We start from the raw sequence: 13,474 nt of genomic DNA on the forward strand, positions 1-13,474 counted from the left end.
CACGGGCCAGTGAAAAGGCCAAATGACGAGATAGTGTCTTGCGTCAATAGCAATGAGCCTGCACGGCTCTGCCGCGGGCAGTGCCCGCGCAGACAGGATATTACTGCAGCCAGGGCGGCGTCGGTTCCTCAGCCCGGGCCGGGCCGTGCTCGGCGTCGGCTCGCGCAGCGCGACGGCGGGCGTCATCCAGCCGGGCGGCATCGATCTCGCGCATCACCCCGCTTACGTCAGCTTCATGCTCGTCGTCCTCGAACACCCCGGTCAATGCGGTGTCAGGGAGCAATTTGCCAGCCTCGTACAACGCCCACATTTCCTGCGCATACCGGGTGCCGTTCAGCTCTGGTGCAAAGCGACCGAAATAGTGGGCCATGTTGTCCACGTCGCGCTGCAACATGCTGAAAGCATGGTTGTTGGCGGCTGCATCAACCGCCTGCGGCAAATCGATGATCACCGGCCCGTCCGGACCTAGCAGCACGTTGAACTCGGACAGGTCGCCGTGAACCAGCCCGGCGCATAGCATCAGCACGATCTGGCGAATGACGAATGCATGATAATCCCGGGCCTCCCCGGCTTCGAGGTGCACATCGTTCAGGCGCGGGGCGGCATCGCCATCGGCATCTGTCACCAGCTCCATCAGCAGCACGCCATCCTGGAAGTCGTAGGGCTTCGGCACTCGGACACCAGCGGCGGCCAGACGGAACAACGCCGCCACTTCGGCGTTCTGCCAGGCATCTTCGGCTTCTTTCCGGCCGTACTTGCTGCCCTTGGCCATGGCCCTGGCCTGGCGGCTATTACGCACCTTGCGGCCTTCCTGGTACTCGGCGGCCTGGCGGAAACTGCGCTTGTTGGCCTCTTTATAGACTTTGGCGCAGCGCACTTGGCTGCCGCAACGCACCACATACACGGCGGCTTCCTTGCCACTCATCAATGGCCGCAGTACTTCGTCGACCAGGCCGTCTTCGATCAGGGGTTCGATTCTTTTGGGTGTCTTCATCAGGCTGTGTTCAGGGTCCTGGCTGGGGTGGTGGACATCCTCTCACAGCCTGATGCGACTTGCTCGTCTGTCTTCGCTGGTACGCGATGGCGCTATCAGGGCTGACGAACAGGCCGGGGTGTCATGCCCGCTGCCTGGCGGGACGATCAGCTTTGGGGAAATGGCCCCCTTGCAGGCTGACCTGCTCACACACCTTGTCGACGATATAGGCGCCGATCGGAATGGCCGAGGTGGCAGCGGGTGAAGGCGCGTTGCACACGTTGACGCTGCGGGCGGTGTTGACGAACAGGAAGTCGTCGATCAGCTTGCCGTCGCGCGATACCGCCTGGGCACGTACGCCCGCCGGGTATGGCATCAGGTCGGCCTTGCTGATGCTCGGGCAGTACTTCTGCACCTGTTTGAGGTAGCCGCCCTTGAACAATGAGTTCTTCATCTCTATCAGGCCCGGGCGGAAGTTTTTCGCCAGTACCTTGAGGATCCCGGGGGTGGTCAGGGTCTGGAACAGGTCGCTGGGGCTGACATCGGTCTTGCGGTAGCCCTCGCGCTTCATCGCCAGCACGGCGTTAGGGCCGACGGTGACAGTGCCATCGATCATGCGGGTCAGGTGCACGCCCAGAAACGGCATCGACGGGTCTGGGATCGGGTAGATCAGGTGATTGACGATCTGATTGTGCTGTTTGGGCAGCAGATAGTACTCGCCACGGAACGGGCAGATGACGAACTCGGTGCGCAGGCCCAGCATGCTCACCACACGGTCGGCCATCAGCCCCGAGCAGGTGACCAGGAAACGGCTGTGGAACTCGTCACGCTGCGTGCGCACAATGACCTCGCTGGGCTGCTCCTGCAGGCCGACCACCTCGGCACCATAGCGAATCTCGCCACCGGCACGCTGGAATTCGGCAGCCATGGCTGTGGTCACCTGCGCGTAATTGACGATACCGCTGGACGGCACGAAGATGCCGCCCATGCCAACGATGTTGGGCTCGCGCTCGCGCAGTTCGTCTGCCGACAACCAGTAGCGCTCCAGGCCATTGGCCTCGGTGCGCTCCCACAACGCCTTCATGCGCTGCATTTCCAGATCGTTGGTGGCCACCAGCAGCTTGCCGCACTCATCGAAGCGGATGCCGTGCTCGGTGCAGAAGGCCTTGGTGGCCTTGTTGCCTTCCAGGCAGAAGCGGGCCTTGAGGCTGCCGGGGGTGTAATACACGCCGGCGTGAATCACGCCGCTGTTGTGGCCCGTCTGGTGGCGAGCCGGGCCGGGCTCCTTCTCCAGCAGGAGAATCTTTGCGTCCGGGTAAACCTTGATCAGGTGCATGGCCGTGGACATGCCCACAATGCCACCGCCAATAATGATGAAATCGTACACAGCCTTACCTCACACGCAGGCATTGCCTGGCAAGCGCACCAAGGCCCGCGCGGGCCCTGGTGGCATCGTTTTGTGCAAAGACGCATGGGCGGGCGCCCGCCGCGCGTCCTGTCATTATTGCCCGCGCTGATACAAGGGTTTGGGGAAGGCGACGTAACCACGCTGGCGCATCAGCTCGCGACGCAGGCCCGCGTGCGGGGTGAAGCGGTCACGGCCATGCAGCCAGAACAGGTTGTTGATCAGCAGGAAGCTGCCGACAGCGACCGGCACAGAAACCTTCTTCCCGCTGCCCTCCAGCGACTCGGACAGCGCGTTCAGCCAGATACCTTCCTCGTAGTTTTCCGGCTGCACGAACTGGTCAATGTAGCGCATGGTCGGCCGGCCTTCGCCATCGGTATCGAAGACCGAGTGGAAGACATCCTCGGCAACCTTCTTGCTCGGCGGTGCGGTCCAGCGCATTTCCCGACGCGCCATCGGATGACGGAAGAACGCCTCGCACTCCTCCCAGTCATCCAGGTGCAACAGCAGTGAGTTGCCGCCTTCCATGTTCTTTTCGTCGATTTTCAGCATCAGCACGTAGTCGGTGATCTGGTTGACGAAGGTGCCATCGTTGTGCAGTTCCATGACCCGATGCGGCTGGCGCAGGTAGCTGTCGGAGTTGTCGCTGTTAACCACCACGAAACGCGCATAGAACTGGCCACTCATGGCGTCATAGTTGGAGCGACCGATCAGGTGCGCGCAAGCCGTGGTGAACTTGACCATGTCTTCGGCCTGACTCACGTCGTCCAGGCCCACCGGGGTAATAAGCATGCCACCGCTGGCGCGGTCCAGGATGGTGTTGAGCAGCACCGGGCGCAGGGTGCCCTGGCACAGCTCATCCAGAATTTCGCCTACGCGAAAACGCAGGAACGACTTGTACTCCAGCGCCTGAACCGGCCACTGGGCAACCGCCTGGACGAACGCCTCGACGGTCTCGCGGGCAAAGGTCAGCTCCAGCAGGCGCGGTGACTGCGCCGAGGGGGCGATGGTGTAACCACGCGGCTCGAGCGGCAGCGGCATCACAAGTTCGTCGATCTGCGTAAAGGCGTTCATGGCAGTGTCCTGGGTAGAAATCTGGGTAGCACTGTCCAGTAGTGACCTGGGGGCAGTGCGGGCGAAACAAAAATATCGCCACGAATGAATAATGTCTACATTTTTATTTTTCGGCGACATTAACCAGATTTATCCATTGTTTTTCGGATGCCGAGGGTTTCGGTATGATCGGCTAAACGTTTTGAGGAACAGGATCTTGGAAGCGCTCGCCCCCCGACAAAACTCAGCATTCAGCGGGTATGAGAGGCTCAAGAAGGACATCATCCGCGGCGTGTTCAAGCCCGGCGAAAAGCTGCTGATGAGTGCCCTGAAGGAACGCTATGACCTCGGCGTGGGTCCGCTGCGCGAGGCCCTGTCGCAACTGGTGGCCGAACATCTGGTCAATGCGATCAGCCAGAAAGGTTATCGGGTAGCGCCGATGTCGCTGGACGAGATGAACGACATCTACGATGCCCGGGCCAACCTGGAAGCCATGATCATCGCTTTGGCCATCGAACGCGGGGACGACGCCTGGGAGGCCTCGGTACTGGCCCATTCGCACACCTTGGCCAAGGTAGTGGAAGTGAAAACCCGCGAGCAGCGCCTGGATGTTTGGGACGAGCGGCACAAGGCGTTCCATACCGCGATTGCCTCGGGCTGCGGCTCCAAGCACCTGCTGCAGGCGCGCACCTACCTGTTCGACCAGGCCGAGCGCTACCGCCATCTATGGCTGACGCAAACGGTGTTTTCCGAACAGGCGCTAGAGCTCAAGCGCCAGGAGCATGCGGCGCTGGTCGAAGTGATCCTCGCACGCGACGCCAAGCGTGCCAGTGCGATGATGCGCTCGCACCTGATGACCCCCGTGCCGATCATTGCGCAGATCATGCATGCCGGCGGCTGAGTCGGGGCAAGGCAGCTAGATGAATTTTTCTTAAATCGCCGGTTGTCTATTCTTTGGCACAATCAAATCTCTATTTAGATGCCCGGGAACCAGCATGCCTCGCGTACTGACCATCGAAGACGACGCCGTCACCGGCCAGGAAATCGTCGCCGAACTCTCCAGCCACGGCCTGGAGGTGGATTGGGCCGACAATGGCCGTGAAGGCCTGGCCAAAGCCATTGCCGGCGGTTACGACCTGATTACCCTCGACCGCATGCTGCCCGAGGTCGATGGCCTGACCATCGTCACCACCCTACGCAGCCTCAAGATCGCCACGCCGATCCTGATGATCAGCGCCCTCTCCGATGTCGACGAGCGGGTGCGTGGTCTGCGGGCCGGCGGTGACGACTACCTGACCAAACCGTTCGCCTCGGACGAGATGGCCGCCCGCGTCGAGGTCCTGCTGCGGCGCAACAGCGTGCCCATGACCCAGACCCGCCTGCAGGTCGCCGACTTGCAACTGGACCTGATCAGCCACGAGGCGCGCCGCGGTGACAATACCCTCAACCTGCTGCCCACCGAGTACAAACTGCTGGAGTACCTGATGCGCCACAGCGGCCAGGTCATCACACGGATGATGATCTTCGAGGAAGTCTGGGGCTACCACTTCGACCCAGGTACCAACCTGATCGACGTGCACATCGGCCGCCTGCGCAAGAAAATCGACTCCCCCGGCCAGTCGCCGTTGATCCGTACGGTACGGGGCTCCGGCTATGCCATTGCTGAACCCGTCTAAAGGCTGGAGCTCCTCGACCAGCCGCTTGCTGGCGCTGTACAGCTTTCTGTTCGTAGCCTGGAGCAGCATCCTCATGGGGGTGCTGTACTTCGAGGTGTCCAGCTACCTGAACAAGCTCACGCGCCATTCCATGCTGCAGCGCCAGCACCTGTTCGCGCACATGAGCGGCAAGCAGCTGGACGATGCCCTGATCGCCAGCCAGGCCTTCGAAGAACGCAGCTTCGACGCCTATGGCCTGTTTGACGCTCAGCTCAATCCGCTTGGCGGCAGCGTGCGCACCCTGCCCCCGGAGCTGGGGCTGGACGGCAAAATTCATGAACTGAAGCGCTGCCTGGATGCCGACGACCCACGCATGCCGCGCGACAGCTGCGATGCGGTGGCCATCAAGGTGCAGGATGGCCGCTGGCTGGTGCTGTTCCGCGATAACGGCTCCCTGTTCGTGGTGACCCGGATCATTCTCGACGCCCTGCTCTGGGGTATCTCCTTGACGCTGATTCCTGGGTTTGCCGGCTGGTACATGCTGCGCCGCCGACCGCTCAAGCGGATCCGCGCCATCCAGGCACAGGCCGAACTGATCGTCGCCGGCGATCTTACTCATCGCCTGCCGCTGTCGGCCAGACGCGACGAACTGGACATGCTGGCCGCCATCGTCAATGCCATGCTCGACCGCATAGAGCGGCTGATGCACGAGGTTAAAGGGGTGTGCGACAACATCGCCCACGACCTGCGCACGCCGCTGACCCGCCTGCGCGCCCAGCTGTATCGCATTCGCCAGCAAAGCGAAGCCGATTCTGCGCAAGCCGAAGCGCTGGACCAGGCCATCGGTGAAACCGACACCCTGATGGCGCGTTTTCGTGGTCTGTTAAGAATCAGCGAGCTGGAGGACCGCCAACGACGGGCCGGCTTCGTCCAGCTTGACCCGCATGACCTGCTGGTCGAACTGCACGACTTCTATCTGCCGTTGGCCGAAGATGGCGGTATCCACCTGGAACTGCACCAACCCGGGCAATTGCCGGCCTTGCACGGTGATCGTGAACTGCTGTTCGAGGCGCTGGCCAACCTGGTAGGCAACGCGATCAAGTTCACGCCCGAGGGCGGGCAGGTGCGCGTTACAGCCACCCAAAACGACAACGGCGTGCATGTGGCCATCGAGGACAGTGGGCCGGGTATTCCGGAAGAAGAACGCACGGCGGTGCTGAAGCGGTTCTATCGCAGCGATGAAGGCCACCGCCATGCCGGGTTCGGGCTGGGGCTGTCGATCGTTGCGGCGATCGTTGACCTGCATGGGTTCGTGCTGGAGATTGGCGAGAGCGAGTTGGGTGGGGCCAGGCTGGTACTGCACTGCCCATTTGCGGGTCTGCCTAAATAAAAATTGGGGCCGCTTTGCGGCCCCAATTGCTTTAGTCAGCCAGACGCCAGGTCGTCGTGCCCTTGCTGTCCTCCAGCACCACGCCCATGGCAGTCAGCTGGTCGCGAATGCGGTCCGACTCGGCCCAGTTCTTGTCCGCACGCGCCTGCAGGCGCGCCTGGATCAAGCCTTCGACTTCCGCCGCATCGACCTTGCCTTCGGCACCGGCACGCAGGAAGTCATCGGCTTCCAGTTGCAGCACACCCAGCACGTCACCCAGCTCACGCAGACGACCGGCCAGGCCGGCAGCAGCCTCCACGTCGCTGTCGCGCAGGCGGTTGATCTCCCGCACCAGATCGAACAGCACGGCGCAGGCTTCGGGGGTGCCGAAGTCGTCGTTCATCGCCACGCTGAAACGCTCGACAAACGCCTCGCCACCCTTGGCCGCCACCCGTGGCAAGCCGCGCAGGGCGTGGTAGAAGCGCTCCAGAGCACCCTTGGCATCGCGCAGGCTGTCTTCCGAGTAGTTGATAGCACTGCGGTAATGGCTGGCGACCAGCAGGTAACGCACCACTTCCGGGTGATACTTCTCGAGCACGTCGCGGATGGTGAAGAAGTTGTTCAACGACTTGGACATCTTCTCGCCATTGATACGGATCATGCCGCAATGCATCCAGGCGTTGGCGTACTGCTTGCCGGTGGCCGCCTCGCTCTGGGCAATCTCGTTCTCGTGGTGCGGGAATTCCAGGTCGCTGCCGCCGCCGTGAATGTCGAAGCTGTCACCCAGGCAGCAGGTGGACATCACCGAGCACTCGATGTGCCAGCCCGGGCGACCCGGGCCCCATGGCGATTCCCAGCTTGGCTCACCCGGCTTGACGCCTTTCCATAGCACGAAGTCCAACGGGTCCTGCTTGGCTTCGTCGACCTCGATGCGGGCACCGATACGCAGGTCTTCGATCTTCTTGCGCGACAGCTTGCCATAGCCGACAAACTTGCCGACACGGTAGTACACGTCGCCATTGCCCGGAGCGTAGGCATAGCCTTTGTCGATCAGGGTCTGGATCATCGCGTGCATACCGGCGATATGGTCGGTGGCACGCGGCTCCTGGTCCGGCGGCAGGATGTTCAGACGGCGCTCGTCTTCGTGCATCGCGTCGATCATGCGGGCAGTGAGGGCGTCGAAGGTTTCGCCGTTCTCGTTGGCCCGATTGATGATTTTGTCATCGATGTCGGTGATGTTGCGCACATAGGTCAACGCGTAGCCGCTCTTGCGCAGCCAGCGGGTGACCAGGTCGAACGCCACCATGCTGCGGCCATGACCAAGGTGGCAGTAGTCGTACACGGTCATGCCGCACACGTACATGCGCACCTTGTTGCCATCCAGCGGCTTGAAGGCTTCCTTGGTTTTGCTCAGCGTGTTGTAGATGGTAAGCACGGCGGTTCCTCAGCTGCCCCAGGAGTCACGCAGGGTGACAGTGCGGTTGAACACCGGGCGGCCCGGCTGGCTGTCTTTCAGGTCGGCGCAGAAGTAACCTTCGCGCTCGAACTGGAAGCGATCTTCGGGCTGCGCCTGGGCCAGCGACGGCTCGGCGCGGCAACCCGTGAGCACTTGCAGCGAACCCGGGTTGATGTTGTCGAGGAAGCTACCGCCCTCCTCGGTCTTTTCCGGGTTCGGCGAGCGGAACAGCCGGTCGTACAGGCGCACTTCGCACTCGACGCTGCCTTCAGCCGGAACCCAGTGGATCACGCCTTTGACCTTGCGGCCTTCCGGGTTCTTGCCGAGGGTGTCCGGGTCGTACGAGCAGCGCAGCTCGACGATATTGCCGTCAGCGTCCTTGATCGCCTCATCGGCGCGGATCACATAGCTGCCACGCAGACGCACTTCACCGGCCGGTTCCAGGCGCTTGTAGCCCTTCGGCGGCTCTTCCATGAAATCGTCGCGGTCGATGTACAGCTCGCGGGAGAACGGCAGCACGCGCACGCCCATGTCTTCTTTAGGGTGACGCGGCAGCTCCAGCTGCTCGACCTGCCCTTCCGGGTAGTTGGTGATGACCACCTTGAGCGGGCGCAGCACGCACATGGCGCGCGGTGCAGTACGGTCCAGGTCGTCACGGATGCTGAACTCCAGCATCGACATGTCCACCACGCCGTCGGAACGGTTGGTGCCGATCATTTCGCAGAAGTTGCGGATAGACGCGGGGGTGTAGCCGCGGCGACGGAAGCCGGACAGGGTCGACATGCGTGGGTCGTCCCAGGCGTCGACGTGCTTTTCGTCCACCAGCTGCTTGAGCTTGCGCTTGGAGGTGATGGTGTAGTTCAGGTTCAGGCGGCTGAACTCATACTGGCGCGGGTGGGCCGGCACTGGCAGGTGGTCGAGGAACCAGTCGTACAGCGGACGATGCCCTTCAAATTCCAGGGTGCAGATCGAGTGGGTAATACCCTCGATGGCATCCGACTGGCCGTGGGTGAAGTCGTAGTTGGGGTAGATGCACCACTTGTCACCGGTCTGGTGGTGGTGGGCATGACGGATGCGATACAGGATCGGATCGCGCAGGTTCATGTTCGGCGAAGCCATGTCGATCTTGGCCCGCAGCACACGCTCGCCGTCCTGGAATTCGCCAGCCTTCATGCGTGCGAACAGGTCGAGGTTTTCTTCCACGCTGCGCTCGCGGAACGGGCTGTTCTTGCCCGGCTCCTTGAGGTTGCCGCGGTATTCCTTGGCCTGCTCGGGGGTGAGGTCGCAGACGTAGGCCTTGCCGCGCTTGATCAGCTCGACCGCCCAGTCGTGCAACTGGTCGAAATAGTCGGAGGCATAGCGCACGTCGCCGGCCCAGTCGAAGCCCAGCCACTTCACATCGCTCTGGATGGCGTCGATGTACTCCTGGTCTTCCTTGGCCGGGTTGGTGTCGTCGAAGCGCAGGTGGCAGACGCCGCCGAATTCCTTGGCCAGGCCGAAGTTGACGCAGATCGACTTGGCGTGGCCGATGTGCAGATAACCATTGGGCTCCGGCGGGAAACGGGTGACGATACTGCTGTGCTTGCCCGAGTCCAGGTCGGCCTGGATGATCGGCCGCAGGAAGTTCGCAGGGACAGCGGGGGCGCCTTTGGCAGCGGCGTTGGGCGCGTTGTCGGCAGTGGGCTTGCTCATAGGATCCTTGAATGCACGTGTCCGGCCTGGGTAGGCCGATTGAATCAAAGGGCCTATCATAGCCGAAGCAGTCAAGCTGCTGACAGTCGGGCCCGGACAAACTGGCGTGATTTATCACGCTTTTTGCCGCGGCCTGGCAAAATGGCCGGTGCGCGCCATGTGTCGTGATCGCCTGATCCTGCGTCAGGTGGTAACCCGCGTCCTGCGCACCCTAATTTCTGATTGCCTTGAAAGAGCGAGTTTCAGCATGTCCAAAGTCAAACTGAGCACCAACCACGGCGCTATCGTCCTGCAACTGAACGCCGAAAAAGCTCCGCAAACTGTTGAGAACTTCGTTCAATACGTCAAAGACGGCCACTTCGACAACACGGTGTTCCACCGTGTGATCAAGGGCTTCATGATCCAGGGCGGCGGCTTCGAGCCAGGCATGAACCAGAAGAAAACCCGCGCCAGCATCCAGAATGAAGCTGACAACGGCCTGAAGAACACCAAGTACAGCATCGCCATGGCTCGCACCATGGAGCCGCACTCTGCTTCGGCACAGTTCTTCATCAATGCCTCCGACAACGACTTCCTCAACCACAGCGGCAAGAACGTCCAGGGCTGGGGCTACGCGGTGTTTGGTGAAGTGATCGAAGGCCGTGAAGTGGTTGACGCCATCGAAAAAGTGGCTACCGGCTCCAAGGCTGGCCACCAGGACGTACCGAAGGACGACGTGGTCATCGAGAAAGCCGAGATCATTGAGTGATACTGCTGATCTCCGATCTGCATTTGCAAGAAGAGCGCCCGGACATTTCCCGGGCGTTTCTTGATCTGCTAGACGGCCGTGCCCGCCACGCCAAGGCGCTGTACATCCTTGGCGATTTCTTCGAAGCGTGGATTGGCGACGACGCCATGACGCCCTTCCAGCAGTCGATCTGCCAGGCCATGCGCCGGCTGAGCGACAGTGGCACGGCCATCTACCTGATGCATGGCAACCGTGACTTCCTGATAGGCCAGGCGTTCTGCGATGCCGCTGGCTGCACATTGTTGAGCGACCCCAGCGTGATCGAGCTGGGTGGTGAGCAGGTGCTGCTGATGCATGGCGACACCCTGTGCACCCGCGACCTGGGCTACATGAAGATGCGCCGCCTGCTGCGCAACCCGCTGAGCTTGTGGATCCTCCGCCACCTGCCGCTGTCGGCCCGCTACAAGCTGGCACGCAAGCTGCGCAGCGAAAGCCGCACGCAAGTGCGGATGAAGTCCACTGAAATCGTCGACGTCACGCCAGAGGAAGTACCCAAGGTGATGGCGGCGCATGGCGTGCGCACGTTGGTGCACGGCCATACCCACCGGCCAGCGATTCACAAGCTGGTGGTCGATGGCCAGCCGGCACGGCGCATCGTACTGGGCGACTGGGACCGCCGCGGCTGGGCGTTGCAGGTAGATGAACAAGGGTTTCAGCTGGCGCCGTTCGAGTTTTCCTGACATTACAGGGTTGGGAGGGCCGACCTCTTCGCAGGCTTGCCCGCGAAGAGGCCAGCAGGCCTCACTGCTGAACCACCGCCCCTTTGTCCCGCTCACTGATCACCACTTCCCGATACGCCGGGTCTGCCTTGATCTGCGCCTCTGTAAACGGAATCACCGCCAGCTGCTTGGCCGCAAAGGCCTTGGTCTGGTCACTGGCATGCGCAGAAGCCGCTTCGCTCGACTGGGAGAACGCCACCAGCCCACGCGCCTCCGGCCCCTTGTCGGTAAAGCTGACCAGTTGCAGGTAGCTGGTACCACTGACCACCAGCCGCTTGCCCTGCCCACGCGGCACGCTGTAGATCGCGTTGTAAACTCCTAGCGCCTGCGGGCCGCCTGGAACCGGCGTGCCATCCAGGGCCTGTTGCACCTGCCCCCAGCGTGCCTCCCCGGCCACGCCACTTTCACTGACTTGCTTGAGCGACGCCAGGGCTGCCTGATGTACCAGCTTGCTCACGGCCGCCTGCTCGACAGCCAGGCCGCGCGGCGTATGCTGCGGGTCAGCCGGGTTGAATGCCACTCGCCAGCTTTCCGGGTGCTCGGCCAAGGCATCGAACAGATTCTGGAAATGCACCAGGCCAATGCCGCTGTCGAGGTCGGCCTTGCCGTTCCAGGCGGCCAGGCTGCTGCACACAGCCTGCACGTCGGCCCCGGCGCCTTTGCACCATTGCAACAGGTCTGGCAGCACCAGGCTGGCCAGGTAGACCTCGTCATCGGTCACCATTCGCTGCAGGTCATCGATACCCAACCGCGCCGAGCCCTGCAGGCGCTGCAGGGCAAATCGACCACGCATGCCCAGCGGTTGGTCATTGCGGCTGATCAGCGGCGAGTAGCCAGTCAGCGGCTGTGCCGGGTTGGCCATCCAGGCTGGGTCGTTGGAGTTCTGCACGAAGTCATCCCGTTCAAGGCTTGGTAGCAGCCGCGCCGGGAAGATGCCCGGTTGCGCCGCCTGGGCATCGACTTTCCATTGACAGGCGCTGCGCGAACCATCCAGCACCACCAGACGCCCTTGCACCTGCGGGTTGCTGCAGGTTTCCAGCAACTGCTGATCCACATACGGCACCACCGACTGGTTCAGGTACAACGCGCGGCCAGCCTGGTCCACGGCCAGCGTGTTGACCCAAGGGATGCCCTGCAACTGCTCGACCGACCCCTTCAATGTCGCCAGGCTGTCGGCACGGTTGATCTGGTACCACTGCTGCAGCACCCGCGTATTCTCAAGGTTGGCGTCACGCACGCTGTAGGCCGCCTGCGCATCCCAGTCCAGGCGCCCTGGCCATTGCACCACTGGGCCGAACTGCGAGCTGTAGACCTGCCGCTCGACCTGGCTCAGGCTGCCATCCTCGGCCCTGACCGTCACGCTGAGGGTTTGCCGGGCCAGCGGCAGCGACTTGCCATCGAGCAGGTAACGGGTCGGGTCCTTGGGGTCGAGCTGCAGACGGTAGAGGGTGAAATGCTTCGAGGTGTCGACGGTGTGGGTCCAGGCCAGGTGCTGGTTGAAACCAATATTGATCATCGGCAGGCCCGGCAACGCTGCGCCCATCACATCGAGATGGCCCGGAATGGTCAGCTGCATCTGGTAGAAGCGCATGCCGCCCATCCACGGGAAGTGCGGGTTGGCCAGCAACAGGCCGCGACCATTGGCCGAGCGCTGCGCACCCACGGCCACGGCATTGCTGCCCCGCTCCGAGGCAAACCGCTCTTGCCGGGCCAGCGCAGCTGCAAAGCCAGCCGCCGTCTGCTCGCGGCTCTGCCCGGGCGGGTGCGCCCCTACCAGTGCCTCGACGAATTGCCCGGCGCCACCCTCCGCCAGCAAACGACGGGTCAGCTTGACCAGGTCTTTGCTGGTGATGGGCCGCACCCACTCGCCGTTGCCGCACTCGGCGGGCAGGCCCTGGCTGCGGCGCTCCGCCAGCGCCCGGTTGTAGCCACTGGCATAACCGGCCAGCAATGCCTGTACCGGCGCCGGCTGCGCCTGCAAAAACGCATCGACCGCCGCCGGGCTGTTGAGCCAGGTGAAGAACAGGTCGCTGGCGAGGTTGTCGCGCTGCTCAAGCGTTTTGCCCTTGGCACCGAAATGACGTGAGCGCTCACCGCTCACGGTCAGCACTTCATTGGCCAGCAAGCACAGGTTGTCTTGCGCGTAGGCATAGCCGACGCCATAGCCCAGGCCACGCTCATCCTTGGCCACGATATGCGGCACGCCGTAACTGGTGCGGCGAATCTGCGCACTGGCATCCGCGGCGGCGTGCGCCTGCGTGCCGATGCCAAGGGCCACCAGGACGGCAGCCAGGCCGGCGCAACTCATCGGACGGGAAAGTGGGAACACGGGCACTCCTCAGGTTCAGGGGGGTCATCCCGATCA

11 protein-coding genes are annotated in these 13,474 nt (G+C 62.6%); 5 read left to right on the forward strand and 6 right to left on the reverse strand.

Annotated elements, in window-relative coordinates; genetic code table 11:
- Window positions 1-100 precede the first annotated feature (100 nt).
- The 3 genes from DMX11_RS09455 to glaH form a co-directional block, all read right to left on the reverse strand.
- Window positions 101-994 carry a PA4780 family RIO1-like protein kinase gene (locus tag DMX11_RS09455; protein ID WP_110744286.1) on the reverse strand — a complete coding sequence of 298 codons (894 nt, stop codon included), beginning with the start codon at window positions 992-994 and terminating at the stop codon, window positions 101-103.
- A 121-nt stretch (window positions 995-1,115) separates the two neighbouring features.
- Window positions 1,116-2,360: an L-2-hydroxyglutarate oxidase gene (gene lhgO, locus DMX11_RS09460; protein ID WP_110744287.1), complete on the reverse strand. Its 1,245-nt coding sequence runs from the start codon at window positions 2,358-2,360 to the stop codon at window positions 1,116-1,118.
- Window positions 2,361-2,474: 114 nt separating this feature from the next.
- A complete protein-coding gene (gene glaH / locus DMX11_RS09465; protein WP_110744288.1) occupies window positions 2,475-3,452 on the reverse strand; it encodes a glutarate dioxygenase GlaH in 978 nt (325 codons plus the stop codon).
- A 196-nt stretch (window positions 3,453-3,648) separates the two neighbouring features.
- Between glaH and csiR the strand changes: the two genes are divergently transcribed.
- From csiR to DMX11_RS09480, 3 genes are all read left to right on the forward strand, one after another.
- A complete protein-coding gene (gene csiR, locus DMX11_RS09470; protein ID WP_110744289.1) occupies window positions 3,649-4,332 on the forward strand; it encodes a DNA-binding transcriptional regulator CsiR in 684 nt (227 codons plus the stop codon).
- A gap of 94 nt (window positions 4,333-4,426) precedes the next feature.
- On the forward strand, window positions 4,427-5,107 hold the full coding sequence (locus DMX11_RS09475; RefSeq protein WP_110744290.1) for a response regulator transcription factor: 681 nt from the start codon (window positions 4,427-4,429) through the stop codon (window positions 5,105-5,107).
- Complete coding sequence (locus DMX11_RS09480; protein WP_110744291.1) at window positions 5,085-6,476, forward strand: HAMP domain-containing sensor histidine kinase; 1,392 nt, start codon at window positions 5,085-5,087, stop codon at window positions 6,474-6,476. The genes DMX11_RS09475 and DMX11_RS09480 overlap by 23 nt, the downstream gene beginning before the upstream one ends.
- Before the next feature lie 31 nt (window positions 6,477-6,507).
- Here DMX11_RS09480 and cysS read toward each other — a convergent pair whose 3' ends face one another.
- Both cysS and DMX11_RS09490 read right to left on the reverse strand, forming a co-directional pair.
- The gene (gene cysS, locus DMX11_RS09485; RefSeq protein ID WP_110744292.1) at window positions 6,508-7,890 is read right to left on the reverse strand and encodes a cysteine--tRNA ligase; all 1,383 of its coding nucleotides are present in this window, start codon (window positions 7,888-7,890) and stop codon (window positions 6,508-6,510) included.
- Between the two features lie 9 nt (window positions 7,891-7,899).
- Window positions 7,900-9,603 (reverse strand): glutamine--tRNA ligase/YqeY domain fusion protein, encoded by a 1,704-nt coding sequence (locus DMX11_RS09490; protein ID WP_110744293.1) that lies wholly within the window; start codon window positions 9,601-9,603, stop codon window positions 7,900-7,902.
- 247 nt (window positions 9,604-9,850) lie between these two features.
- Between DMX11_RS09490 and DMX11_RS09495 the strand changes: the two genes are divergently transcribed.
- Complete coding sequence (locus DMX11_RS09495; RefSeq protein WP_110744294.1) at window positions 9,851-10,351, forward strand: peptidylprolyl isomerase; 501 nt, start codon at window positions 9,851-9,853, stop codon at window positions 10,349-10,351.
- Window positions 10,348-11,070: a UDP-2,3-diacylglucosamine diphosphatase gene (locus DMX11_RS09500; RefSeq protein WP_012052537.1), complete on the forward strand. Its 723-nt coding sequence runs from the start codon at window positions 10,348-10,350 to the stop codon at window positions 11,068-11,070. Before DMX11_RS09495 ends, DMX11_RS09500 begins: the two co-directional genes overlap by 4 nt.
- A gap of 61 nt (window positions 11,071-11,131) precedes the next feature.
- On the opposite strand, the gene DMX11_RS09505 is transcribed toward DMX11_RS09500, so the two are convergent.
- Window positions 11,132-13,438, reverse strand: coding sequence for an acylase (locus DMX11_RS09505; protein ID WP_110744295.1), 2,307 nt, complete (start codon window positions 13,436-13,438; stop codon window positions 11,132-11,134).
- Between the last annotated feature and the right edge of the window lie 36 nt (window positions 13,439-13,474).

Origin of the sequence: Pseudomonas sp. LB-090624 (assembly GCF_003205205.1) — a bacterium.
Taxonomy (GTDB): domain Bacteria; phylum Pseudomonadota; class Gammaproteobacteria; order Pseudomonadales; family Pseudomonadaceae; genus Aquipseudomonas.